This window comes from Tetragenococcus halophilus subsp. halophilus DSM 20339, from assembly GCF_003841405.1.
Classification (GTDB): Bacteria; Bacillota; Bacilli; order Lactobacillales; family Enterococcaceae; genus Tetragenococcus; species Tetragenococcus halophilus.
Map to the genome: position 1 here is coordinate 236,796 of NZ_PXYA01000001.1, position 26,998 is coordinate 263,793.

At 34.1% G+C, this 26,998-nt stretch carries 25 protein-coding genes; 21 read left to right on the top strand and 4 right to left on the bottom strand.

What is annotated here, in order from left to right; translation table 11 throughout:
* The first annotated feature begins 42 nt into the window (after positions 1–42).
* The 5 genes from C7K42_RS01165 to C7K42_RS01180 all read left to right on the top strand — a co-directional run bounded on the left by C7K42_RS01165 (position 43) and on the right by C7K42_RS01180 (position 4,106).
* Positions 43–885 carry an endonuclease/exonuclease/phosphatase family protein gene (locus C7K42_RS01165; RefSeq protein ID WP_014124582.1) on the top strand — a complete coding sequence of 281 codons (843 nt, stop codon included), beginning with the start codon at positions 43–45 and terminating at the stop codon, positions 883–885.
* A 115-nt stretch (positions 886–1,000) separates the two neighbouring features.
* The gene (locus C7K42_RS13340; RefSeq protein WP_014124583.1) at positions 1,001–1,132 is read left to right on the top strand and encodes a hypothetical protein; all 132 of its coding nucleotides are present in this window, start codon (positions 1,001–1,003) and stop codon (positions 1,130–1,132) included.
* An 18-nt stretch (positions 1,133–1,150) separates the two neighbouring features.
* Entirely contained in the window at positions 1,151–2,587 is a 1,437-nt protein-coding gene (locus tag C7K42_RS01170; RefSeq protein WP_307718627.1) for a PTS transporter subunit EIIC, read from the top strand.
* A gap of 64 nt (positions 2,588–2,651) precedes the next feature.
* On the top strand, positions 2,652–3,689 hold the full coding sequence (locus tag C7K42_RS01175) for a glycoside hydrolase family 32 protein (RefSeq protein WP_014124585.1): 1,038 nt from the start codon (positions 2,652–2,654) through the stop codon (positions 3,687–3,689).
* A 60-nt stretch (positions 3,690–3,749) separates the two neighbouring features.
* Positions 3,750–4,106 carry a GH32 C-terminal domain-containing protein gene (locus C7K42_RS01180; RefSeq protein WP_227869153.1) on the top strand — a complete coding sequence of 119 codons (357 nt, stop codon included), beginning with the start codon at positions 3,750–3,752 and terminating at the stop codon, positions 4,104–4,106.
* Positions 4,107–4,280: 174 nt separating this feature from the next.
* Here C7K42_RS01180 and C7K42_RS12825 read toward each other — a convergent pair whose 3' ends face one another.
* Positions 4,281–4,520, bottom strand: coding sequence for a helix-turn-helix domain-containing protein (locus C7K42_RS12825; RefSeq protein WP_014124587.1), 240 nt, complete (start codon positions 4,518–4,520; stop codon positions 4,281–4,283).
* A gap of 127 nt (positions 4,521–4,647) precedes the next feature.
* Between C7K42_RS12825 and C7K42_RS01190 the strand changes: the two genes are divergently transcribed.
* On the top strand, positions 4,648–4,830 hold the full coding sequence (locus C7K42_RS01190) for a CAT RNA binding domain-containing protein (protein ID WP_014124588.1): 183 nt from the start codon (positions 4,648–4,650) through the stop codon (positions 4,828–4,830).
* Positions 4,831–4,837: 7 nt separating this feature from the next.
* Here the strand turns inward: C7K42_RS01190 and C7K42_RS01195 are convergent, their stop codons facing one another.
* From C7K42_RS01195 to C7K42_RS01205, 3 genes are all read right to left on the bottom strand, one after another.
* Entirely contained in the window at positions 4,838–5,068 is a 231-nt protein-coding gene (locus tag C7K42_RS01195) for a helix-turn-helix domain-containing protein (protein WP_014124589.1), read from the bottom strand.
* Positions 5,069–5,530: 462 nt separating this feature from the next.
* A complete protein-coding gene (locus C7K42_RS01200; RefSeq protein ID WP_103083787.1) occupies positions 5,531–5,788 on the bottom strand; it encodes a hypothetical protein in 258 nt (85 codons plus the stop codon).
* A gap of 72 nt (positions 5,789–5,860) precedes the next feature.
* Positions 5,861–6,589 (bottom strand): GntR family transcriptional regulator, encoded by a 729-nt coding sequence (locus C7K42_RS01205; RefSeq protein WP_103083786.1) that lies wholly within the window; start codon positions 6,587–6,589, stop codon positions 5,861–5,863.
* 159 nt (positions 6,590–6,748) lie between these two features.
* On the opposite strand from C7K42_RS01205, the gene C7K42_RS01210 reads away from it, so the two are divergent.
* From C7K42_RS01210 to C7K42_RS13010, 15 genes are all read left to right on the top strand, one after another.
* Positions 6,749–8,086: a PTS sugar transporter subunit IIC gene (locus C7K42_RS01210; RefSeq protein WP_103083785.1), complete on the top strand. Its 1,338-nt coding sequence runs from the start codon at positions 6,749–6,751 to the stop codon at positions 8,084–8,086.
* 18 nt (positions 8,087–8,104) lie between these two features.
* Positions 8,105–10,078, top strand: coding sequence for a glycoside hydrolase family 84 protein (locus tag C7K42_RS01215; protein WP_103083784.1), 1,974 nt, complete (start codon positions 8,105–8,107; stop codon positions 10,076–10,078).
* Positions 10,079–10,192: 114 nt separating this feature from the next.
* The gene (locus C7K42_RS01220; RefSeq protein WP_103083783.1) at positions 10,193–12,814 is read left to right on the top strand and encodes a glycoside hydrolase family 38 N-terminal domain-containing protein; all 2,622 of its coding nucleotides are present in this window, start codon (positions 10,193–10,195) and stop codon (positions 12,812–12,814) included.
* Between the two features lie 14 nt (positions 12,815–12,828).
* Positions 12,829–14,121, top strand: a complete 1,293-nt coding sequence (locus C7K42_RS01225; protein WP_103083782.1) for a glycoside hydrolase family 125 protein — start codon at positions 12,829–12,831, stop codon at positions 14,119–14,121.
* A gap of 359 nt (positions 14,122–14,480) precedes the next feature.
* Positions 14,481–15,632: an ArgE/DapE family deacylase gene (locus C7K42_RS01230; RefSeq protein WP_103091675.1), complete on the top strand. Its 1,152-nt coding sequence runs from the start codon at positions 14,481–14,483 to the stop codon at positions 15,630–15,632.
* Positions 15,633–15,840: 208 nt separating this feature from the next.
* Positions 15,841–16,260: a PTS sugar transporter subunit IIA gene (locus tag C7K42_RS01235; protein WP_014124593.1), complete on the top strand. Its 420-nt coding sequence runs from the start codon at positions 15,841–15,843 to the stop codon at positions 16,258–16,260.
* A gap of 12 nt (positions 16,261–16,272) precedes the next feature.
* The gene (locus C7K42_RS01240; RefSeq protein ID WP_014124594.1) at positions 16,273–16,770 is read left to right on the top strand and encodes a PTS sugar transporter subunit IIB; all 498 of its coding nucleotides are present in this window, start codon (positions 16,273–16,275) and stop codon (positions 16,768–16,770) included.
* An 18-nt stretch (positions 16,771–16,788) separates the two neighbouring features.
* Positions 16,789–17,604, top strand: a complete 816-nt coding sequence (locus C7K42_RS01245) for a PTS mannose/fructose/sorbose/N-acetylgalactosamine transporter subunit IIC (protein ID WP_103083780.1) — start codon at positions 16,789–16,791, stop codon at positions 17,602–17,604.
* Positions 17,601–18,428, top strand: coding sequence for a PTS system mannose/fructose/sorbose family transporter subunit IID (locus tag C7K42_RS01250; RefSeq protein WP_061840444.1), 828 nt, complete (start codon positions 17,601–17,603; stop codon positions 18,426–18,428). Before C7K42_RS01245 ends, C7K42_RS01250 begins: the two co-directional genes overlap by 4 nt.
* Position 18,429: 1 nt before the next feature.
* Positions 18,430–19,140 carry an HAD family hydrolase gene (locus tag C7K42_RS01255; RefSeq protein WP_061840443.1) on the top strand — a complete coding sequence of 237 codons (711 nt, stop codon included), beginning with the start codon at positions 18,430–18,432 and terminating at the stop codon, positions 19,138–19,140.
* A 112-nt stretch (positions 19,141–19,252) separates the two neighbouring features.
* A complete protein-coding gene (locus C7K42_RS01260; protein WP_103099682.1) occupies positions 19,253–21,781 on the top strand; it encodes a sigma 54-interacting transcriptional regulator in 2,529 nt (842 codons plus the stop codon).
* Between the two features lie 203 nt (positions 21,782–21,984).
* Positions 21,985–22,983 carry a LacI family DNA-binding transcriptional regulator gene (locus C7K42_RS01265; RefSeq protein WP_103099681.1) on the top strand — a complete coding sequence of 333 codons (999 nt, stop codon included), beginning with the start codon at positions 21,985–21,987 and terminating at the stop codon, positions 22,981–22,983.
* A gap of 70 nt (positions 22,984–23,053) precedes the next feature.
* Positions 23,054–24,706 (top strand): glycoside hydrolase family 13 protein, encoded by a 1,653-nt coding sequence (locus C7K42_RS01270; RefSeq protein ID WP_103099680.1) that lies wholly within the window; start codon positions 23,054–23,056, stop codon positions 24,704–24,706.
* Between the two features lie 38 nt (positions 24,707–24,744).
* Positions 24,745–26,379 carry a glycoside hydrolase family 13 protein gene (locus C7K42_RS01275; RefSeq protein WP_014124601.1) on the top strand — a complete coding sequence of 545 codons (1,635 nt, stop codon included), beginning with the start codon at positions 24,745–24,747 and terminating at the stop codon, positions 26,377–26,379.
* Between the two features lie 206 nt (positions 26,380–26,585).
* The gene (locus C7K42_RS13010; protein ID WP_014124602.1) at positions 26,586–26,990 is read left to right on the top strand and encodes a PTS transporter subunit EIIB; all 405 of its coding nucleotides are present in this window, start codon (positions 26,586–26,588) and stop codon (positions 26,988–26,990) included.
* Positions 26,991–26,998 lie beyond the last annotated feature (8 nt).

A 26,998-nucleotide genomic window follows, 5' to 3' on the forward strand; every position in this document is an offset into this window, starting at 1 on the left:
AATATTTTGAATTTGAATTTTTTAAAATTAAGGGATTGGAAGATGAAAGTTTTAACATTAAATGTACATGGATGGATGGAAAAATTTGCTAGTAAAAAAATAAAACAACTAGCGCAAGTGATAGCGACTAAAGATTATGATGTGATCGCTCTTCAAGAAGTTAATCAGCCTATGAAAGAAGGAATGACTGAGCATAAGCGCTTTATAAAACCCAGTCAGGAAGTTAATCTCGTTCCATTAAAAAAAGGCAATTATGCAGGAGTTTTGGTCAAAGAACTAGAGAAATTTGGAAAGTACTATTTTTGGACTTGGAGCGCTAATCATATAGGATATGATAAATATGATGAAGGACTAGCCATTTTATCGAAAACACCACAAAATTCCCAGGTAATAAATATTTCTCAGTCTACAGAATACGATAACGTAGGCACTAGAAATATTTTAAAAAGTGAAATATCAATTTTTGATAAAAAATGGTTAATTTTTAATGGTCATTTTTCTTGGTGGGAAGATCCAGAAGATAATCAAATTTTCAAACATGAGTGGGATAGAGCCCAAATTGCCCTTAATGAAAACATGAAAGAAAACATTATTTTTATGGGTGATTTTAACAATGAAGCTAGCACTTACAATAAAGGATATGATTATGTTTTAAAAACAGCGCCCTTTTTAAATGATTCTTATACAATCGCACAAGAAAATTACGGGTATGCAACCATGAAGGGAAAAATCGATGGTTGGAAAACAACTTCTGATAGTAAACGAATTGATTATATTTTTGTTAGTGATAAATTAACTGTTCAAAAAAACCATGTCATTTTCAATCAAGATAATGAATCTATTGTGAGTGATCATTTTGGTGTTGAAGTCATAATATTAGAGTAAAAAAATATATTTATAAAGCTTTATTCATAGTAAAGCTTTATAAATTGTCCCTTTTAGAAATCGCTGTCAAAAATATCTGGATAAAATAAAAAAGGCATTAAAGGAGCTAAATAAAATGATGCAAAAAATACAACGTTTTGGTGGAGCAATGCTTACGCCAGTTATGCTATTTGCTTTTAACGGGATAATATTAGCTTTATCTATTGCGTTTCAAAATGAATCAATAGTAGGAGGACTCGCCGCTTAAGGTTCCTTTTGGAGCGATATTTGGGGAATGATTGAATCTGGCGGATGGACAGTATTTGATCATATGGAATTACTGTTTGTAATCGGTTTGCCTATCGGGCTAGCGAAAAAAGCTCAGGCGCGAGCAGTTATGGAATCTTTTGTTATTTATATGATTTGGAATACAAATATTAATTACATTTTAAACACATGGAACTTTGGCGTAGATATGAGTAATGTGGAAGATGCTATCGGTATTAAAGAAATTGGTGGCGTTGCGACATTGGATACTAATTTAATTGGGGCATTATTGATTTCTGGGTTAGCTGTATACTTACATAACCGATTTTTCGATACACCTTTACCAGAATGGTTAGGGATTTTCTCTGGTTCATCATTTGTGGTTATGCTTGGTTTCTTTATGGCTATTCCTCTTGCATTTTTAACTGCATGGATTTGGCCATCGATTCAAGACGTTATTTCTCAACTGCAAGGGTTTATGGCTTCTAGTGGAACAGCTGGTGTTGGAATTTATGTTTTCTTACAAAGACTTTTAATTCCAACAGGTTTGCATCATTTTATTAATCAACCTTTTGAATTTGGTCCAGCAGCCGTTGAAGGTGGGCTACTTAATTATTGGTTTGAAAATCTTTCGGAAATTGCTGCTTTTGATGGCTCAATAAGAGAGATATTTCCTCAAGGCGGTTTTATGTTACAAAATGCATCTATGTTTTTCTTTCCAATAGGTATTGGAGCAGCTTTTGTTGCTACTTCAAAACCTGAAAAATGGAAAAAGACAATGGCTTTAGTTATACCAACAGCTGCTACAGCAATGATTGCAGGGATTACAGAACCTTTTGAATTTACCTTCTTATTTTTAGCACCCCAATTATTTGCTGTTCATGCAGCATTAACATCTATCTTTGCAATGACCATATATGCGTTTGGTTTAGCTGGAGGATTCGCGGCAAATATTGGAGGTATTACGGGCGTTCTCTTACCAATGGCTGAAAATCATTTAGATGCTATTTTTATTTACTTTGCTAGTGGTATTGTACTCACTTTCATTTACTATTTTGCTTTCCGTTGGGTAATTTTAAAATTCAATTTAAAAACGCCTGGACGTGAAGAGGACGAAGAAGTACACATGTATAGTAAGAAAGAATATAAAGCTAAAAAAGCAGAAGAAAAAGGCGCTGCTTCTAGTGATGAAGGATTAAGCGATGTAGGTAAAAAAGCGTTAGGTTTTTTAAATGCTTTGGGTGGGACTGATAATATTGCTGATATTAATAACTGTACGACTCGTTTGCGAATTTCGGTAAAAGATCCAGATCAGTTGGAAAATGATGCTTTTTTCAAAAATTATGGTGCTTATGGCGTAGTTCGAAATGGGAAAGCTATCCAGGTTATTGTTGGAATGGAGGTTCCAAAAGTACGAGAAGAGTTCGAAAGGATAGTAAACGACAATGTTAGTTAATGTTTAATTTAAGGTTTGGTTTAACAAAAGTTTAGTTTATTTAGGAACAGGAGAAAAGTTATTTATGCTTTATACAATTGAAAAAGCTAATGAATTTATTAGAGGGAACAAGGAAACTACTGGGAAGAAATTTTATCCAGACTATCACTTTGCTCCTCCAATTGGATGGACAAATGATCCAAATGGTGTAGTTATATTTAATAATGAACTTCATTTATTTTATCAACATTATCCTTATAAAGCAGAGCATGGAGCTATGCATTGGGGGCATGCAAAAAGTAAGGAGGGTTTACACTGGCAAGATTTGCCAGTAGCACTTGCTCCCGATCAAGATTATGATAAGGGCGGTGTTTTTTCCGGGAGTGCTATTGAAAAAGATGGAAAATTATATGTGATGTATACAGGACACTTGCCAGATGAAACAGATGAAACGAAAACGCGTCAAAATCAAAATATAGCTATTTCAGAAGATGGTGTGAATTTTAAAAAATATGAGGGAAACCCTGTGCTAACGGAAGATGATATTCCTGCAGGTACTTCGGTCGTTGATTTTCGCGATCCAAAAATTTTCGAAAAAGATGGCATATATTATTCTGTGATCGGTTCTAAAACATTGGATAACAAAGGGCAGGTCATATTATACCACTCAGAGGACCTATTGAATTGGGAGTATGTTTCAGTTATTTTTCCGTATAACCCTTATTTAGGTACGATGGTAGAATGTCCAGATTTATTGTTGTTTAAAGATAAAGCTGTTTTTATTTTAAGCGCTATGGACTATGTTGATGAAAAAGGAAAAGTACACTCTCATATTTCTTGGTTAATTGAAGGTGAGATGGACTGGGAAAACTTTGAATTTCAACAAACATCTATAAAAGAGATGGATAATGGAATGGACTTTTATGCTCCACAAACAGTAAAATTAGCAGAGGAACGCTATTTAGCTATTGCATGGATGCAGAACTGGCAAGCAAACCGGCCAACTTACGAACTAGGTCATAACTGGTTTGGACAAATGACATTGCCAAGAATGATTACTGCTAAAGATGGGGAATTACAGCAAAAAGTCCCTTTAAAAATTTTTGATTTAATAAAAATATAAGAAACAAAATTAGAAAATAATGAGATTTCAATAGAAGATAGAAATTATATTGCTTTTAAAATAGCAGCAAATAATGTAACGCCTTTTGATTTGTTTTTTACAAATGAAGAGGGAGAATCTTTACAGTTCAGCTATTCTTCAGAAAAACAGGGCTTGTTTTTCTCTCGTAAAAATACTGCTTACCAAATAAGCGGGGAAGGTGATAGTTCTATGGAGGAATCTGATGTGCTAGCTATAGATACAAAAAAAGCTTTGTCTGTGCAAATTTTTCTTGATCGGTCTTCTATTGAAATATTTATAAATGAAAATGAGACAATCACAAGTACTTTTTATGTTCAAAAATCATTTTCTTTACTGCAATTAAACTCTCAAACAGAACATTTATTGGAAGATTTAGCACTGGGAAACATAGAATAATATTACTTAAATGGCTGCATCGATAAGATGTCAGCTGTTTTTTTGATGTAATTTTGATGGCGTAAAGTCAAGCAACAGATAGTAGAATAGAAAAAATTGTTCACTCAGAAGACGAATGAATAATAAAACTGGTTTGTTCAGAAAACTAAAAAGCGACTAAAAAATTAGCCGCTTTTATTTTTTGCTTTTATCTTCTACTCTTTCAAGGGAAACAATTTCATTTAAATCGTCAATGTCTAATGTTTCAGCGATTCTTACTAAGTAATCAATATATAAATACTCACGTTGTCCGCTAGCCAGACGACTTAATTTTGATTTATCAATATCAGCTTCAAGCGCAAGTTTTGATAAGGACCAGCCTTCTTTTTCTAGTAGTTCATGAATATGTACGACCAATTTTCTTTCTGTATACAAATAACCAGATCCTTTCAAAAGCTTGTTGCTTATATAAGTATCATAGGTTATAATAAGTTTGAAAACGTTGTCCTTAAGGGCAACGAATGAGAATAACCAACTATTTTTTAAAGGAGGAAAGGTTGCAGTGAAAATTTTGCAAGTATTTAGCCATAATGCTCTAGTTGCTAAAAGTGATAATGATGAATCAATGGTTCTTGTTGGAAAGGGGATTGGATTTAACAAAAAGAAAGGTGATCGTATAAATGAAAGCGCTGCCTCCGAGGTTTATGTCGAAAGCAAGAAGCAGCAGTTAGGGGAAACTCAGTAAAATTGATTTATTTATCTTCAATGGTAAAAATTTCACGAATGTCAGTAATATTTAATGCTTCAGCAATTTTTATAACAAAGTCAATATTGACCCGCTTGCGTTTGCCACTAGCTAACTCACTTAAACGAGCGATATCAATACCAGATTGGCGAGAAAGTTCTCGTAAAGACATATTATATTTTTGTGTCAGGTCATGGATGTGAATCACTAATCTTTTTTCGCTTTGCAAAAAACTCATCCTTTCATACTGTTATATACAAATATCATAAGCTAAGAATAAAAAATTAGCGTTGCTTGTTTGGGTAACAAAAAGTATTTTATCAAGTTGAAAAACTATTGCTAGTGTAAAATTAGCTCAAATTTTCTTCACATCACTATTATGTGAAAAAAATTTGAGCTTTTTTCTGGTGTAGTAAAGGCTAAAAATCGGTTATTCAGTTAAAGAGTCGTTTGCTAAAGAAGACGAGAATAGAGGTATCATGAGGTGTTAATATTTAAAATGTATAAAAAATAAGTCAAGCAAAGAGGTAAGCTCTTTACTCGATTTATCTTTTTAATTGGATAAACAGTTTTTTTATTAATTATTTTGATATTAATCTAACAAAATATTCTTCCCACCTGCTTATGTTAGATGAGCAATGAAATTGGGACTAATGAGGTTAAAATTTTCGCATAATAAAACATATCAGTAAAAAACTTTTCACTTTAGTATAAAAGTATCAGACCAAGTTTGAATGATATTTTTCTTACTGTCTGCTAGTGGATAATAAACGCGCATTAATTCGCAATAAAGTTTGTAAGGGTGATAAAAGTCTAAGCGATGTTTGATACCTTTCACTTTTTCAAATTCGAAATAATGATTTTGAATAAGCGATAGGGACATTTCACCCCAGTCATCTTTGCTAGTGTATTCTAGCATGACTTTCATGACCGCTAAAAACATTACATACTTGTTCATGTCATGATCTGTTTCTAGCGCTTTTTTTTATCTTCTCTTGGATTGCTGCAAAAGGTGCGAGCATTTTTAATTTCATAGGGAAATGCGATCACTATTCATATGAACATCTAAGATAAATTTGCTTTGGCTGCTTTTGAAAACAGATTTGGAAAATTCAAAAGCGCGTCCTTTTTGATCGTAAGCAACCTGTTCAATGACCAGAACTGGGCTAGCTTTTGCTATCTCTAAGGCTTTGCTTGCTTCCTCACTAGCTTCTTCAGCATAAATTGTACGATGAGCGTCTGTTAACTGTAGTTTTGCTTCTGTACCTAAATAATGGTAGATAGAATCTTGCAATATTTTTTTATCAAGGGGCGCGATATATACTGGCATTATTGTGTGTTCGTAACTATACAATTGATCATTAATACTACGAACACGTTTAAATTCATAGACAGGACTACTTGCTTCAATTCCTAAATTTTCCTGCTCGTTTTTTTCAGCTAGACGGGCATCAAAGTGTAAAATCTTACTCGTGATTTTTTGATCGCGGTGAGAATAAGTTGTTCCGATAGGTAAGTCTAAGGGTAAAAGATCGCTAGTATCAGTGTTAATTCGCTTGCGCACATAAGTACCAGAACCTTGTTTACTAAAAATAAGTCCTTCATTTTCCAATAGGTGAAGGGCTTTTTTCAATGTAATTCTTGAAACATCATATTTTTTTGCAAAAAAATCTTGCGTGGGCAATAAAGTGCCGGCACGATAGTGATTTGTTAAAATATCACGTTTAATATCAGAATAAATATCATGGTATTTATACAATTTGTCCACCTCTAAAATATAATTTGTATATACTTATTATAAACAAAAAATATAATTTGTAAAGCTTAATATTAAATTAGATATTTACAAATAAAAAAATTTATATATAATAGTTTACAAGGAAGGCGCTTTCTAAAATTTATTTAAAGGAGAAAAGAAATGAAGTTTAATGTTGAAAAATTACAAGAGCCTTTACTAAAGGTATCTTCTTGGGTTGAAAGTAACACGATTTTGCAAGCGATTAAAAATGCATTTGTTCGAATTATTCCCTTTACAGTCGTTGGATCTTTTTCGAATTTGATTCAAATGCAACTGGATGCATTAATAGATAATCAAAATATTACTAATCCAATTGTTACTGGAATTAGCGAACTTTTTGGTTATTTGGGTAATGCGACCTTAGGAATTGTGGCGTTAATTGTTGTATTTTCCTCGTCCTACTCTTATGCCACAGAATTAAAAAGGAAAGAAAAAAATAAAAATTTAAATCCAATAATTGCTACACTTTTAGCTTTTGCTTCTTATTTTGTAATGGTACCTAATAATGTTAACTTTGAAGATCCCAGTGCCGAAGTTATTGAAGGATTTGCGAACTCATTTTTTAGTTATGAAGGAATGTTTACCGGACTTATTGTAGGAATGTTATCCGTAGCGTTATTTGCCAAATTTACCCGTAGTAAATTTACGATTAAAATGCCTGGCAGTGTGCCACCGAATGTTTTCGATTCATTCTTTTCTTTAATTCCAATTAGTGAAGTATTGCTGATTTTTGGTGTTATTCGAATTATTATTCAGTCTTTAGGCTTTGCTTCCTTGTTACAAATGATATCAGAAGTACTTATTGCACCTTTATTAACAGTAGGTACTGGTTTGCCAGCAATTTTAATCGTTATTTTACTACAACAAATTTTATGGTTCTTAGGACTTCATGGTTTCAACATTGTTTGGGGCGTTATTTCTGCTTTTTGGTTACCGATTTATCTAGAAATTATCGCACAATTTGCTGAAACTCAAAGTTTTGCGGGTATTGAAATTGCGCCCAATACCATGACCAACGTTTATGCGATGATTGGTGGTTCAGGCTCAACGTTTGGTTTAATTATTGCTATGTGGATGTTTGCTAAAAAAGGTGAAAAAGAGCGTGAAGTCGCCAAGTTGTCACTTATTCCAGGACTTTTTGGGATCAATGAGCCTGTCATTTTTGGTTTGCCGATTGTTTTAAATCCGATTATGTTTATTCCGTGGGTATTGGTTCCGATGATGAATGCAATTATCGCTTATATCGCGACCAGCCTTGGTTGGGTTGTACCATTGGTTGTTTTAAATTCAGGAAATGAGCCGCTCTTTGTAAGTACATGGATCTTGGGTGCTTTCCGTTTGAGTCCCGTTATTTTGACCGCTGTTTTAGTTGTATTAGATATTTTCCTTTACGCGCCATTTGTGATTATCAATCAAAGAAGTACTCGTAGACAAAACGCGGAGATGGCTGAGTCATAAAGTGAAAGGGTTGAAAGGATGTCTAAAAAATTTGTAACGTTACTATCTGTCGTTTTAGTAACTGTTTTAATCATAATAGGAGCGATATATTTATTTAACCAGTCTACTGAAAATTCTACGCAAAGTGCTAGCCAAGATTCAGCGATGACAAAAAAAGAATATAATATTTATCCTAACCCTCATACTATTAAATACGGAGAAGAAGAATTAGCGATTAATCAAGCAGCGCAAGTGATATATGATGATACCATCGATGATGTTACTAAGGATAAAGTAAGTAGTATTTTTAAAGGACAAAATCTACCTGAACCCACAGTCGCTGATGAAGCTTCAGAGGGGCTATTAAATATTTATATAGGCACAAAAGATTCAGATGGCCCGGCTGAGCAGCAAGCAGATGAAATTGTAGCCAATAACGATCAAATTTTTGACTATAATGACGCTTATCAATTAGCTGTTGATGGAGATTCTATTGCGATTGTAGGAAAAAATACGGACGCTGCTTTTTATGGACTGACAACACTAGAAACTATCTTAAAGCAAACAAAAGATGATGTGATTCAGCAAGTTCAAATAGCAGATTATGCAGATACTAAAATTCGAGGATTTATTGAAGGCTATTATGGTATTCCTTGGTCCAATGAAGACCGCAAGTCATTGATGAAGTTTGGCGGGCAATTCAAGACGACGTCATACATTTTCGCACCTAAAGATGATCCTTATCATAGAGAAAAGTGGGATGATCTTTATCCAGAAGAAGAATTAGAAGAAATTGGCGATATGGCTGAGGTCGGAGAACAAAATAAAACAGATTTTGTTTGGTCAATATCACCGCTAGGAGAAGTCGCTGAGATCGCACAAGATGAAGGCGAAGAAGCAGCAATGGATCTGTTAGATGAAAATAATGAAAAACTGTTAGCTAAATTCGATCAGTTGTATGATGCAGGTGTGAGAGAATTTGGCATTTTAGGTGATGATGTTGGCGCACTTCCTCTTGATTATGTGGTTGCACAAGTCAATGCTGTTTCTGAATGGGCAGAGGAAAAAGGAGACGTCAAAGATACGATTTATACGCCAGCTGCCTATAATTCTGATTGGGCCTGGGATGATGGTGAAGAGTTAAATACCTTAGAAGAAAATTTTGATGACAATGTTCATATTCTTTGGACAGGAGCTAATACCGTATCGCCAGTCACCCAAGATACTGTTGATGATTTTAAAAATCTTGATAATGAGGGTAACGAGAGAAGAGATCCTTTGTTTTGGCTTAACTGGCCGGTAAACGACGTGGATATGGAGCGTGTTTTCTTAGGAAAAGGCGATATGCTTGAAACGGGCGTAGATAATCTAGCAGGTGTAGTTACGAATCCGATGCAAGAAGCTGAAGCCTCTAAAGTCGCTATCTTTGCGATTGCTGATTATGCTTGGAACAATGAAGATTTTAATGATCAAAAAAGTTGGCAAGATAGTATGCAATATATTGAACCCAACGCTACTACAGCTTTTGCTACTCTTGCCCAACATATGACACACTCCGATCCTGAGGTAGGGCTAGAAGCAGAAGAAAGCGAAAATATTAAAGATTTACTTGATAATACGCTTGAAAATGTTCAAAATGGGGAATCGATTCAAGAAACAGCCCCGAATTTAATTAAGGAATTAGAATATATTGCAAATGCTGGAGAGATCTATTTAGATCAAGCGAGCAATGAGAAGCTAAAAGACGAATTAGAACCCTTTGTACGTGCATTACATGACATGGTATTAGCTGATGTTGAATTTATAAAAGCACAAGAAGCACTTGATGACGGCGATAGCGATCAGGCGCAACAATATTTTGACAAAGGTCAAGAGTTAAGGGAAAAAAGTTTAGATTATGATCGACCTATGCTAGAAGGAGAAGATCCGACAAAAGCAAAACCTGCTGGAAAAAGACTGCAACCTTTTAGCAATGAACTAGAAGATGCAGTAAAGAATAATTTAAATGAATAGATTGATTTCTGAAATTTACCTGATTTATGGGTGGATTGTTCATAAGTCAGGTATTTGTTTACAAAGTAGCTTAATATAAAATAGTTTTAAATATGAGATGAAGGAGTGTCGTTTTTGACGAAAGTACATGTTGTTGCACATACACACTGGGATTTTGAGTGGTATTTTACTCGACAAGAAGCAAAAGTACAGTTTGCTTTTCATATGGATGAGGTCTTTACTGCTTTAGAAAATAACCAACTGGATTATTATGTTTTAGATGGTCAAATGTCAATTTTAGATGATTATTTAGCAGATTTCCCGGAGAAAAGACCCGTTGTTCAAAATTATGTTACTGCAGGTCGTCTCTTTGTGGGGCCATGGTATACGCAAATTGATGAAATGGTAACTAGTGGTGAATCTATTATACGTAATTTGCGTTTAGGAATGGATAGTGCAGATGAATTAGGTGCAGCAATGCCGGTCGGTTATCTGCCAGATTCTTTTGGGCAGTCACAAGATATGCCTAAGATTTATCATGGATTAGGGATTAATCATGCGCTCTTTTGGCGCGGGACACCTAAAGAAGTAGATACACGTTATTTTTACTGGCGTAGTAATGACGGATCACAAATTCTTACGGCCAATATAAAAAACGGCTATTTTGCAGGTGTTGATTTAATTGAAACGGATCAATTCAAAATACTAATACAAAACATAACATCAGAGACAAATGATGAACCAGCTTTATTACTTGTTGGTGGTGATCAGCGCCCGGTTGATTTTAACTTAAAAGAACGGATTACTAAAGCTAATACTACAACTGATGATGGCGTTGAATTTGTCGAAAGTAACTATCCTGCGTTTTTTGATCAACTTGAAAAAGAAGAATTAAAAACAATTTCTGGGGAGTTTATTGATCCTTCCCTTTCAAAAATTCATCGTGGTATTTATTCCTCAAGAGCGGATTTAAAGCAATTGTATGATCGTTTAGAACGAACAATGATTTATCAGGTAGAACCTTTATCGGCAATGGCTAGTCAAAAAGGACTTGAACTTAAACAAGGCCTAGTAGACGATATATGGAAAACGATTGCTAGAGGACAGGCCCACGATAGTTCTGGTGCTTGTAACAGCGATAAGACCAATCAAGATATCAAACAAAGAGGTCTTAATGCTTTACAAATGGCAGAATCTTTACGAGATTACTTACTGCGAAAAATGAGTATTTCTGTTGCAGATAATAAATTAAACGATTTATTTATTTGGAATCCTTTGCCGGTTGAAAGTAAACAAATACGTCAATTTAGTATTTCTACTAAAGCAGCTGATTTTTCTCTTTTCGATCAAAATGGAGATCCGGTACAATTTGATATCATTAGTCAGGAAAGGGAAAATGCCGCTGTTTTGCGTCGTAATCCTGAAGAAATGGCAAATGATTTCTATTATCTAAGCGAAATTGCTTTTTTTGTAACTGTTCCCGCGACAGATTTTTACCAATTTCATATTGAAGAAGGAAAAACGACAGCATCTCAATTGTCCAGCGCTGATAATACTATTGAAAATGAATATTATATTTTAAGTTTTAATGGTCATGGTTTGGATTTATATGACAAGAGTAATAAGAAAAATTATGCTGATTTTCTAGCTTTTGAAGATGGTGGAGATGAGGGGGATAATTATGATTATTCACCAGCTTTTGCGGATTGGATACTTGCATTAGACTTTAGTCAGGCAGAAACAAAAGCGAAACAAGGTAATTTTGTGAGTACTTTAGCATTGAATGGAGAATGGCTGCTTCCTTATGATTTAACGGCTAGAAAAGAACACAGCTTAAATGGTGAAGTTGCTTATGAATTATCTTTGACACTAAACAAAGAAGAAAAAGCAATTGATATCTCTTTACAAATAGACAATCAAATCTTAGATCATCGACTACGTTTAGTGTTTAATACAGATGTTCAAGCTGATTATTCCTATGCAGATACTCCTTTTGGCGTTATCAAACGTCCGGTCGAAGATCCTCATTTAAAAGATTGGCAAGCGATTGGCTATAAGGAAGAACCAAGCAGTATGCGTCCTATGATCCACTTTGCCAATACGCATAATGATGAATCAAGCTGGTCATTTATCAGCAAAGGGGCAAAAGATTTCCAATTAATTGGTGAAGATTACAAACAGTTAGCAGTGACGGTTTTAAGAGGGGTAGGTTATTTAGGTAGACCCGATCTATTTAGACGTCCCGGAGATGCTTCGGGCTTACAAACGACGGTTGTTCCAACACCAGACAGTCAACTACAAGGAGAGTTTTCTTTTAAAGGCCGTTTAGTTATTGAGGAAAACTATGACGCAACTGCACTGGAAAATCATTATGTACATTTAACACAAGAAGGACTTTACTATCAAAGACAAAATTTAAATCAGTTCACTACACCTATAGAATATTTTGCGATTAATCAAAGTAAACATTCGATTGCACATGATCGCTTATTTGAACTTGAAAACTTGCAAGTCGTTTTTAGTAGTATGCAGATAACTAAAGATCAAACAGGTTATGAACTACGTTTATATAATCTGACAGATCAAGAAGTTTTAGTCCCTGGCAATATTATTTGCCAAAAGACAAGTAGTATTTCTCAGTTGAATCTAAGAGGGCAACAATTACAACAGTTGGCGATGCAAGTCGATCATTACCATATGGAAGCTTTTGGACCAGGCGAAATACGGACTTACGGTATTTATCCGCAAAATGATTAGAAGAGAGGGATGAAATGATTGATCAAAAACATTTGATTGATAAAATAACTAATTACGCTGACACAGTAAATTTATATTCAGAAAAAGCGACAAAGTTATTTCGCCATGCGTTGATTGATACAATCAGTAATACTGTTTCAGTGCAAGATGATGGAAATATTTTTGTGGCAACTGGCGATATCCCGGCGATGTGGTTGCGTGATTCAACTTTTCAAGTATTGCCTTATCTTCAGTTAACAAATAAAATACCCGAGATCAAGGCGTTATTGCATGGTGTGATTAAGCAACAACTTAGCTTTATCCAACATGATCCCTATGCTAACGCATTTAATAAAAGTGCAAATGGTGCGCACTATAGCCAAGACCAATCAAACATCCCCATTTCTGATTGGGTCTGGGAACGTAAATTTGAAATTGATTCTTTATGTGCACCTTTATACCTGTCTTTTCTCTTATATGAAAAGACAGGATATAAAGAGCATTTAACAGAGGAATTTTGGAAAACTGTAGATCAAATTTTAGATGTTTTTATTACTGAACAACATCATGAAGAATCAGATTATTATTTTAAAAGAACCGATTGTCCCCCTTCAGACACTTTAAAAAATGATGGACGAGCTTCTCCGGTTCAATATACAGGTATGGTCTGGAGCGGATTTCGCCCGAGTGATGACGCCTGTGTTTATGGCTATTTTATTCCTGGAAACCTATTTATTGTTTCAGTTTTACAAAAATTACTAACAATTATACCAGAAAGTTTCACTGCAGTGCAGGAAAAGATGACTACTTTACTTACTGAAATCAAAAAGGGGATACAGGAGTTTGGTCAAATGACAGTAGCAGGTGAAACTGTCTATGCTTATGAAGTAGACGGTTTTGGCAATCAATTATTTATGGATGATGCCAATGTTCCAAGTTTGCTATCTCTACCATTTTTACGTTTTTGTGCTGTAGATGATCCGTTGTATTTATCTACTCGACATCAAGTATTAAGTAGAAATAATCCCTTTTATTATGCAGGAAAATATTTGGCAGGTGTTGGTAGCCCTCATACGCCAGAAGATCACGTATGGCCCATAGCACTTGCTATGGAAGGATTAACGACACAAAATATTGAAAAAATAAAAGCTAAAATTGATTTGATTTGTGCAACAGACGCTAATACAAATCAGTGTCATGAAGGCGTATTTGTAGGTGACCCTAATCAGTATACAAGAGAATGGTTTTCTTGGTCGAACATGACCTTTTGTCAGTTGGTATTTCATTACTTGTCATTTTGTCGTGAAGAAGATGAGGGAAATTTATGAAGAAAAACTGATGGAAAAAGAGTAAAGAAAAGTCTGAAGAAATGTCGAACGTTATACTCAATTCGCATTATTGGAGGTAACTTCTCTGATGTGCCACCAATATTTCATGGATTGGAGGCAACTCATGCGATGTGCCTCCAATAATTTATGGATTGGAGGCAACTCTTGTGATGTGCCTCCAATAATTTATGGATTGGAGGCAACTCTTGTGATGTGCCTCCAATAATTTATGGATTGGAGGCAACTCTTGTGATGTACCACCAATATTATATGGATTGGTGGTAACTCACGCGATGTACCACCAATATTATTAAGATTATAAAGTTTGCTTAATACTAATACTTTAGGAAGTGAATAAGATGGACAGAGAAAAACAAATTGAAATCTTAGCAAATTTGATTGCTATAGATTCGGTGGATGATAATGAGGCGAAAGTTGCTGACTATATCGCTTCTTTATTTGAACCTTATAAGGATCGTGAAAATGTAGACATCCAGCGAGTAACTTATGCACCGACTAGAGATAATTTAGTTGTTACGATTGGTACAGGTGAAAAGATTTTAGGATTTTCTGGTCATGAAGATGTTGTATCTCAAGGGGATTTGTCAGCTTGGAACAGTTACCCCTTTAAAGCTGAAATAAAAAATAATAAATTATTCGGACGCGGTGTCACAGACATGAAGGGTGGTTTAGCTGCTTTAGTAATCACCATGCTTGATTTTCTTGCAGAAGATTCAATTCCTGGAAAGATTAGACTGCTTGCGACAGTTGGTGAAGAAACTGGAGAATATGGAGCAGCGCAGTTAACGAAAGCAGGTTATGTTGATGGTTTGGCTGGTTTAATTATCGCAGAGCCTACCAATGAAATGAAAGAGATGGGGATATCCTCTAAAGGTGTTATTGATTACGTCGTAACATCCATAGGTAAGGGAGCTCATAGTTCTAAACCAGAGGATGGCATAAATGCTATTGATCATTTAATTGATTTTGCTAATGAAGTAAAACCACTAATGGAAAATTTTGATAAAACTGATCCTATTTTAGGGAAGTTAACCCATGTTCAAAGTGTCTTTCATGGTGGGGAACAAATTAATAGCGTCCCTGTAAAAGCGATCATGAAAGGAAATATACGAACGATCCCTGCTTACCCTAATCAATTGGTTTTCTCTGCATTGAACCATTTAATTGATAATTTAAATCAGGAACCAGACTATAACTTAAGTATTGAATATATTTTTCCAGAAGAAGCAATGTCTGGTGATAGCAATGCAAGTCTAGTGAGGTTGATTAAAAATGTACATAAAAATATGTATCCTGATCCAATAAAAGTAGTCGGCCAAACAAGTGCTAGTGATGCTTCAGAATTTTCACATGCCAAAGGTGATTTTAGTATAGTGCAAATTGGACCAGGGAATAATAGCGAGCATCAAAGTAATGAGAACATAGACATTGACGTTTTTAGTAAATCTATTGCATTTTATAAGAGATTTGTAGAGGCTTTTTTTGAATAAGCCAGCTACAATGGTATTCGGTCTCTAGACTATTCGTTTACTATTCAATAAATAATTTATTATAGAATTAAACATGACTGATACTTGTTTAAAAATAAATCAAACTGTTTAAACAGAAGAATTAAAGCTTGTAACTCTGAAATAATAGGGTTATAAGCTTTTTATTTTTTGGCATACTTATTGCTAATATAAGGGTGAGGTGATGTTAATGAAAAAAAGATATTTAGTGGCGACACATGGAAAGCTAGCTGATGGATTTCAAAGCTCTTTGAATATTTTAGCAGATAAAGGAAAGAGTATTGAAGTCATTAATGCTTATGTAACTGATGAGGATTACACTCCTAAAATTACTGAATTTGTGCAAGGAATTCAACAAGATGAGCAAGCAATTATTTTTACAGATTTATTCGGTGGAAGTGTAAACCAAAAGGTAGTAGCGGAGGTACTTACACAGAAAAAAGAAAATATTTTTATTATTTCAAATACTAACTTAGCTGTTTTATTGACACTGATTGTAGGAAGTGAGGAAGAAAAAATAAACGCTGAACTTATACAAGAAGCTATAGAAGAAAGTCAAGTAAAGTTAGTTCCTACAAGCCAAACAGTAGAAAAAGACACATTTTTTTAGGAGGAAAAGCTAATGATAACACAAGTAAGAGTAGATGACCGATTGATTCACGGACAAGTAGCAATGGTTTGGACAAAAGAGTTAAACGCGCCATTACTAGTGGTTGCTAATGATGAAGCTGCGAAAAATGAGGTTACACAAATGACGTTAAAAATGGCGGTGCCTAATGGTATAAAGCTATTGATTCGTTCAGTGGATGAAGCAATAGATGTTTTCAACGACCCTCGAGGTAAAGATCGTCGAATTTTTGTCATCGTCAATAGCGTCAGTGATGCCACTAAAATCGCTCAAAATGTTGAATCTATTGAATCGGTAAATGTAGCCAATACTGGGCGTTTTGATAAGACAGATCCAAAATCAAAAACAATGTTATTTCCAAGTGTGCAATTGAATCCAGACGAGCTTGAAGCTGCAAGAGAATTATCTAAAATTGAACAAGTAGATAGTTATAATCAAGTTTTACCTACAAATTCCAGATACAATTTAAATGATGCTTTAAGTAAGCTATAGAAGGAGGAATTATAAACTATGTTGATAGAGGCAATATTAGCCGCGTTTGTCGTATTTGTCTGTTTTGCCGGAAATTATCTAACAGGCCAAAGTATGTTGGAACGTCCGTTAGTTGTTGGTCTTGTAACGGGTCTTGTAATGGGAGACATGAGAACTGGCGTTTTAATGGGTGCTTCTTTAGAAGCAATTTTCTTAGGAAATGTAAATATAGGTGGAGTAATTGCGGCTGAACCAGTAACTGCCACAACACTTGCTACTACATTTGCAATTATTTCAAATATAGAACAAAATGCGGCAATGACCTTAGCTGTTCCTATTGGGATGTTAGCAGCTTTTGTAGTAATGTTTTTGAAAAATGTTTTTATGAACTTATTTGCGCCTATTTTAGACAAAGCTGCTCGGGAAGCAAACGAAAGAATGATTATTACGCTTCATTGGGGTACTTGGGTTATTTATTATTTAATTATCGCTTCAATAGCTTTCATTGGAATTTTAGCAGGAAGTGGACCAGTCAACACATTTGTAGAAAATATTCCAGAAAGATTGATGAACGGATTAAGTGCTGCAGGAGGTTTATTACCAGCTGTCGGGTTTGCGATGTTAATGAAACTTCTATGGGATAATAAATTAGCCGTTTTTTATATTTTAGGTTTTGTACTTACTGCCTATTTAGACTTACCGGCTGTTGCCGTTGCGGTTATCGGTGTTGTTATTTGTGTAGTTAGCGCACAACGAGATTTACAGATGCGAGATATTTCTACCAATGGAAATAATAACAACAACGCCACAGGAACTATGACCAAAGAAGAAGAGGAGGATGACTTTTTCGCATGAAATTACAAGAGAATTTAAGTAAAGAAGAAAGAAAAATGATGCGCTCTGTATTTTGGCGTTCTTGGACAATGAATGCTAGCCGAACAGGAGCAACGCAATATCACGCCGTTGGTGTTATTTATACATTACTTCCGGTAATTAATCGTTTTTACAAAACAGAAGAAGAACGAAAAGATGCATTGGTACGCCATACCACTTGGTTTAATGCAACGATGCATCTAAATAACTTTATTATGGGCTTAGTTTCTTCAATGGAAAAACAAAATAGTGAAGATGAAAATTTCGATGCGAATTCAATTACAGCGGTAAAAGCTTCGTTGATGGGCCCTATTTCCGGTATTGGAGATTCTTTCTTCTGGGGAATTTTAAGAGTTGTCGCCGCAGGTATAGGCATTTCTTTAGCAAGTACTGGGACGCCATTGGGTGCTATTGTCTTTTTACTTTTGTACAATATTCCAGCTTTTCTGATTCATTATTTTGCTTTATATGGTGGCTATTCGGTTGGAACTAGTTTTATTCAAAAGTTATATGAATCTGGTGGTATGCAAATTTTAACCAAAGCTTCTAGTATGCTTGGTTTAATGATGATGGGCAGTATGACAGCTTCAAATGTTAACTTTGAAACGATTCTAGAGGTAAATGTCGCAGGCAGTGAAGAAACAATGCAAATTCAAGAATACTTAGATCAACTTTTTGTAGGTATTGTACCTTTAGCTGTTACACTGGGGGCTTTTTGGTTATTGCGTAAAAAGGTAAATGTAAACTGGGTGATGTTAGGCATTATGTGCTTAGGGATACTACTAGGCTTGTTAGGAATTGCTTAATATGACAGTAGCTGTATTTTTTGATGTAGATGATACATTACTGGATAACTATGCCGCATTTAAGGAAACATTGTTTGCTCTTTCTTCTTTAGAGTCTTTATCAGAAGAACAAATGCAAAAACTTTATAAAAATTTTCGATTTTATAGTGAGCTTATTTATAAGCAATATTATGAAACTCGCTTTATCAATAATATAAATGCTCGTTGGCAATGGGTCACAAAAGACTTAAATATGGCAAGTGATCCTTTGTTTTTAGAAGAACTAGATGATTTGTATCATAAGAACCAACAGAAACAAAAGCTTTCGAAAGGTTATATTGATCTATTTTCTTTTTTAGAAAAAAATGAGGTTTATTTCGGCGTACTAACAAATGGTTTAGAAAAAACGCAGACTAATAAAATTAAACAGTTAAATTTATTGAATTATATGACTCCAGAACGAATTTTTATTTCAGAAAGTTTAAATGATGCAAAGCCTAATTTTAGCTGTTTTGAAAAAGTAGAACAAGCATTACCTAAAATCATTGATTCATGGATCTATGTAGGTGATAGTTTTACAAACGACATCGAACCGTTATTAAACAGTCGTTGGCTTCCAGTTTGGTTAAATCGATTTAACGAGAAAGTAATGCAAGATAGGTATATTGAGGTAAAAGAAAAAGAAGAAGCTGTAATGACTCTGCGAAAATTAATTCATAGTGAAAATTTTTAAAATCTATTATTGACGTGAACAGTCTTCTTTTGGTGAATGTTCACGTCGATTTTTAATTTAGAATGATTTTTAAGTTTATTTTAGGTATCTTAATAAGATGGAGGTATAAACTATGAAATCAGAAACACGACAAAAGCTTGTGTCTACTTTAAAAGAAGCAAAAAATGGTTTAACCACAACTGAGATTGCTAAAATTGTGGAATTAAGTCGTTCAGTTACTAGCCTTTATTTAAATGAACTTTTAACAAATGGTGAAGTTATAAAAAAAGGAAGAAAACCAATTTACTGGAAATTAGCTATTTTTAACCAGGATAAAAATGAAGAAAATGTTTTTCAAAATTTTATTGGTAGTGAAGGAAGCGTGAAAGAAGCGATCAATAAATGTAAGTCTGCTGTACTCTATCCACCTCTAGGGTTACCCCTCTTAATTCATGGTGACAGTGGTGTGGGCAAAAGTTATTTAGCGGAGTTGATTTTTGACTATTTAAAAGCTAAAGAAGCTAAAGGAACAGAAAAATTCTTGGTTTTTAATTGTGCTGATTATGCTAATAATCCAGAACTTATTTCTTCAATTCTTTTCGGTCATACAAAAGGTGCTTTTACCGGTGCGGATACTGATAAAAAGGGATTGTTGGTGCAAGCAGATCAAGGCGTTTTGTTTCTTGATGAAGTGCATCGGCTATCAAATGAGAATCAAGAAAAATTGTTTCAATTTATGGATACAGGACGTTTTCGTCCGATGGGAGAAGAGGCAAAAACAGTCACTTCAAATGTTCGTTTATTATTTGCCACCACAGAAAACCCAGAAAAAGTACTGTTACCAACCTTTTACAGACGTATCTCGGTTACGATTCATTTACCTACTTTTCATCAGCGACCGCTCCTTGAAAGAATAGGGTTAGTTAAATATTTATTTTTCAATGAAGCTAGGCGAATTCAAAAGGATTTAAAAATAGGTCGAACGCTCTTTTTTAAAATGACAGAAGAAAGATTATCAGGAAATGTAGGTAGTTTAAGAAATGAAGTACGCATGTTATGTGCTGATCGGTTAAGAAAAAATAGCGAAGAAGAAGTGATACAAATTGGAGATTCACAAGAAAATGATTGGATTTATCTTTCACGTTCAGATACACTAACAGACGAAAATAAGGTAGTAGAAGAAAGACTAAAGCGTACATTTTTTAATCTATTTGATAAAAACGATCGTTTAGTTGAATTAAAAGAAAACATTTATCAATTTTATCAAAACTATTTAACCACGCTTTTTTCAAATGATAACGATTTTCTTTTTTATCATATAAAAAATAGTATTCAAAGTAAAAATAAGAAAATATTAGATAATGAACGATTAACAGAAGATGCTATTGATTGTTTATATAATATTATAAAGCTTAATGAAAGTAATGAACTTAAAGCAAAGCTTATTAAAACCAAGCAGAGATTACAAAGGGAATATCCAAGAACGGTCTTATTAGCAAGTAATTTGACCAAAGATATCAACCAAGAGATTAAAGAGTCTGTTGAAATAATACTGGGGATTTTGTTAATTGGTACGGTTTCAGAAGATATTCGTTATCATGCGCTATTGGTTGCCCACGGAAATACAACTGCCTCTAGTATTCAAGCAGTAGCCAATAGAATATGTAATGATTACATTTTTGATGCGATTAATATGCCTTTGACCTCTTCTATTCATGATATTGTTTCGCAAGTAAAAATCTGGCTTTCTGAAAGAGATACTTCGCAAGGGGTCATTATGTTGGTGGACATGGGATCATTAACGCAATTGTATAAGAGTTTGAAACCACAAATTTTGGGAGAATTGTTGGTGATTAATAATTTGACGACTTCTTATGCCTTAGATATCGGACAACAATTACTCAATGGAAAACTATTTTATGATATTGCAGAATCTGCTGAAAAGAATTTTAAAACAGAGGTGCAATATTTTGAAGGGTTTGAAGTCGATAAAAATATTATTATATCGAGCATTTCGGGCAAAGATGTTGCTAAAAAAATACAGTCTATTTGTAAAAAATATATAGATCCTGATATTAAGATTATCGTATTGGAATTTAACGAGTTGTTGAACACTTTGGATCTTGCGAATGATCAACAGGATTACTTAAAATCGACGATCTTAATTTTAAGTACTTCTTATCTTAGCAATAGAACGCATATACCTACAATGAATATGTTAGATGTTGTAGATGAGGATGCTGAAAAACAATTAGAGAATTCATTTAATACTTTAGCTCACCCTAATGATATTTCGAACATTTTAAATGAATTTATTCAATTTTTCTCCAAAGAAGGGTTATCCGAAAAATTAGGATTTTTAAACCCGGATGTTATTATCCGGCAAGTAGAAGATGTTGTGGAAAAACTTGAACGACGTTTTGATCTAAAGCTATCCGCGAAAATGCGTTTTAATTTATTAATGCATTCTGCAATTTTAATTGAAAGAACAATATTAGGCGTGGAAGATTACTCTGTTCCAGAAAATATTGAGGAGCTTAAGATTAATGGCAAATTATTTTATCAAAACGTAAAAAATGTTTTTTATTCCTTGGAACAGTTTTATAAAATTCAGATTTCTGATTGGGAACTTTACGTTATTTACGAGTTACTTAATTCATAGTATTTTTAAAGGTTAAACTACATTAAGATTAGGAGATGAAATAGCAAGTGTATCTTCGTCTTCTAATTTTAGCATCTTTAAATTAGTATAGTGATTCAAAGCAAAAATTTATTTGACTTTGAAAAAATAAAATAACATATTGACAAAAATAGTGGGAGAGTATATAGTATATCTGAAATCGATACCACAAAGGAGTTCTTTTTATGGCGACTATAAAGGATGTAGCTAGTAAGGCTAACTTGTCTGTTTCCACAGTTTCTAGATATTTAAACCATCATCCTTATATTTCAGATGATAAGAAACAAAGGATTAAAGCTGCCATGAAAGAGCTCGATTATATGCCTAGTTCGATTGCAACGCAATTGCGCTCTAAAAAAGGAAATACGATAGGTATTCTTGTTTCAAGGATAACGAACCCGTTTTTTTCCTATTTAGTTGATGCCATTGAAAAAGAAGCGAAAAAAAGTCACTATAACGTGCTGATTATGCAAACATATGATGATAAAAAATCAGAAATGAACATGTTAGAATTACTGAAACAACAGGTGGTTTCTGGGTTAATTATGTGTTCTGTAGAAGGAGATCCTGCTACAATTCAAAGCTACCAAGAATTTGGGCCAATTGTTTTGTGTAATGAAACGATGCGCGGAAGTTTGGTACCGACGGTTGTTACAGATCAAAAAAGCGCCGTTTATGATGCTATGATTTATTTAGCTGATAAGGGATATCAACAGATTGCTTACTGTACTGGCGGGACATTGACTAATGAAGGACATGGTCGTTCACGTACAGAAGGTTTCGAGCAAGCTTTACTGGAAAAACAATTACCTTTTAAAAGAGATTGGATTTTTCGACAAGTTCATACAAGCCAAGATGGCAATGATGTTGCTGACAAAATTTTTAATCTGCCCAAAGGTAAACGGCCGGAAGCTATTTTTACCAATAGTGATGAAGTCGCTATTGGTGTGATGGAAAGTATGTTGCAAAGAGGCTATAAAATCCCGCAAGATTTGGCTATTATAGGTTTTGATAATCAACCAGCTACTTCGATGTTAACTGTTCCTTTAACCACGATTGCTCAACCAGTGGCTGCTTTAGGGACTGAGGCAACAAATTTACTATTAGCTAAGATTGAAGATAGCAGCTATGAAGTTGATCAAAGTAAGCTAAAATTATCATTAATTAAAAGAAAATCTGCTTAGAAAATAAGTAAGATTTTCTTGTTTTATTCGTCAATGTGGTATCGATACCATAATAAAAGGAGTATTATTAATGCAAGAATTAAAAAAAGACTGGTGGAAAAAAGAGGTTATTTATCAAATCTATCCAAAAAGTTTTAATGACTCAAATGAAGATGGGATTGGTGATTTAGAAGGTATACGTCAAAAGTTGCCTTATCTAAAGGATTTAGGGGTGACAATGATATGGATTTGTCCCATCTTTAAGTCTCCTATGCACGATAATGGGTATGATATCGCAGATTATGAAGATATTGATCCTCAATTTGGCACTATGGATGATTTTGATTTATTACTAAATGACGCCAACAAAATAGATATAAAAATTATGTTAGATCTTGTGGTAAACCATACTTCTGATGAACATGAGTGGTTTCAAAAAGCATTAGCAGATAAGAACAGTAAGTACCGTGCTTATTATATCTTTAAAGAAGGTAAAGAACGTCCGAATAATTGGCGCTCACAATTTGGCGGTTCTGCTTGGGAAAAAGTTCCTGGAGAGGATGCTTATTATTTACATCTTTTTGGTAAAGAACAGCCAGATTTGAACTGGGAAAATCCTGAGCTAAGACAAGAAATCTATGACATGATTAACCGCTGGCTAGAAAAAGGAATTGCTGGTTTTCGCATTGATTCTATTACTTTTATCAAAAAAGACCAAGACTTTGCCTCTTTACCAGCTGACGGTGTGGATGGGCTTGTCTCTTGTAAGAGTAAGACACGTAACCGACCGGGGATAGGAGAATTTTTGAATGAATTAAAAAGAGAGACGTTTGAAAAATATAATTGTGTAACCGTAGGTGAAGCATCAGGTGTTGACTATAAGGATTATGAAGAATTTATCGGTAAAGATGGCTATTTTTCGATGATTTTTGATTTTCATTATGCAGATATTGATGTTGAGTCAGGAACAGATTGGTTTAAACGTTCCCATTGGCAAGTAAGGGATTTTAAAGAATTATTAGCGCAATCGCAAGAAACGATCCAACAAGCAGGCTGGGCAGCCAACTTTATTGAAAATCATGACCAACCTAGAGCATTGTCAAAACTTGTTCATCCAGACTTTCAAAACGCACGATCGGCTTGTGGCATTGGAGCACTCTACTTCTTCTTAAGAGGGACCCCATTTGTTTACCAAGGTCAAGAATTAGGTATGATAAACGCCGAAAGAAGAAACATTGAAGAGTTTGATGATATTTCTAGTATCGATAATTATTATCGAGGAATGGAAGAAGGCTATTCCAAAGAGGAAGCCTTGCATTTTGTTAATTTACGTAGCCGTGACAATACTCGTAGCCCTATGCCATGGAATAATGAAAAGTATGGTGGATTTTCCCAAGTACAACCATGGTTAGAAATGACAGAGGAATATCCTACAACTAACACACAAGGTAGTGAAGTTATAGCGTTTTACCAGAAAATGATTGCTTTAAGGCAAACTTCTGAAATTAGTCAGATTTTAATTCATGGTACAATCGAGTTTTTATCAAATGTAGCGGAAAATGTGATTGCTTATGTTCGTGAATATAACGGTGAACGTGTTTATTCTTTCACCAATCTTGGTACAGATGAAGAAGAAGTGATTTGGCCAAAAGATATTGAACAGATTTTTGTCAATACACATAACAATAAAAACCAAGACATAGGTAATATACTTTCACCCTATCAAAGTATATTGTTTAAATAACAAAAAAGCTAGACAACGCAGAAGGGATAAACTTAAAAATGGAAAAAAATTGGTGGAAAAATGCGGTGATTTATCAGATTTATCCGCGCAGTTTTCAAGATTCAAATGGGGACGGTATAGGTGATTTAAACGGAATTATACAAAAATTAGATTATTTACAATATTTAGGAATAGATGCGATTTGGCTAAGCCCTGTGTATCAATCGCCTAATGTTGATAATGGTTATGATATAAGTGACTATCAAACTATAGATCCTGAATATGGCACGATGGAAGATATGGATCGTCTGATTGATGAAGCGAATAAGCGTTCGATCAAAATTATTATGGATTTGGTGATTAATCATACTTCAAGCCAACATTTTTGGTTTCAAGAAGCATTAAAAGGTAAAGATAATCCTTATCATGAGTACTATATTTGGCGTACAAGTAATAACTCTGAACCTCCTAATTCATTAAAAGCTGATTCAGGAAGCGCATGGGAATATGTCTCTGAATTAGATGAATATTATCTTCATTTACATTCAAAAGAACAACCGGACCTTAATTGGAAAAACCCAGAAATGAAACAAGCAATTTGGGAAATGATCAATTACTGGTTAGAAAAAGGAATTGGTGGTTTCCGTCTAGATGTTATTGATTTAATAGGGAAAGAACCAGATGAGTTGATAACGAAGAATGGACCTGAACTGCATCCGTTAATTCATGAACTCAATCAACAAACCTTTGGAAATTATAATGTTGTTACCGTTGGAGAAACTTGGGGAGCAACACCTGAAATAGCTAAATTATATAGTAAGCCAGAAAGAAACGAGTTATCTATGGTTTTTCAATTTGAACATATCAATTTAGATAAACAAGCTGGAAAAAGAAAATGGGATTTAAAAGAACTTGATCCTCAAGAGTTACATCAAGTATTTTCGAAATGGCAAACCGAATTGCAAGGTGATGGTTGGAATTCATTATTTTGGAATAATCATGATTTACCAAGAATTATTTCTCGCTGGGGAGATGATTCGAAACAATACCGAGAACTTAGCGGAAAAATGTTAGCTATATATCTTTATTTTATGTCTGGAACGCCCTACATCTATCAAGGAGAAGAAATTGGGATGACAAATTATGAAATAAGTGATATTTCAGAAGTCAACGATATCGAAAGTAGGCAAATGTATTATGATCGTTTAGATAAAGGTTATCCAAAAGAAGAGGTTCTACAGTCAATCAATACCAAAGGTCGTGATAACGCTAGGCATCCGATGCAATGGGATCTTTCTAAAAACGCAGGTTTTACAACAGCTACTCCATGGCTTGCTGTACATCCTAACTACAAAAGTATAAATGTAGAAACTTCCTTAGCTAATCAAGACTCACTATTTTTCACTTATAAAGAATTAATTGAATTAAGAAAAAATAACTATGACATTATTAATGGAGAATATCAAACTTTAAATACTGGAAATCCAGATGTTCTTGCATATATTAGATATAACGATAATGAACAAATTATTGTTGTAGTAAACTTTTCAAAACAATCACAACAGTATAGTTTACAGACAAATTTAAACCATTCAAAGTGTTTAATTCATAATTATAATACTGGAATAGGCGGTTCTAAGGAACTACAAGCTTATGAAGCATTTGCTGTAAAAGTATCGGGAAATAATTGGTAAAAAGCTAGCATAGAATAATATAAAAACAAAGAGTATCAGATAAGCTATCAACATTTGAAAAGTTTTATAACAGCTTAATTTCTGATGTTCTTTGTGATATCGATACCATGTGAGGTTTTATTTTTTAAAGCAGCTATGAAACTGCTTTCTATATTTACTAAAAATTTTTAATAGCCACAGGGCTTATTAAGTAGGGGGACCATTGTATGGCGGGTCAAGATTATAAAAAAATCGGTCAAGAAATTATTGACAAAATTGGAAAAGATAACATTCAATCAATTACTCATTGTGCAACACGCTTACGAGTAGAAGTATACGATAGACAACGTATTGATGACGATGAAATAGAAAAAATAGACGAAGTTAAAGGTGTCTTTTTTAACGCAGGACAATATCAGGTGATTTTAGGCACAGGAATTGTTGACAAAGTTTATAAAGCGATAGTAGAAGAAGATCATACGATGGAAGAAAAAGAAGCAGAAGTAGATAAGGTAAAAGAAGAACATAATCCGATTAAAAAAGGCGTTCGTACATTAGCGGATGTGTTTGTGACAATTATTCCAGGGATTGCCGCTACAGGTTTATTTTTAGGTCTACAAGGTGTTTTATGAAATGAAAA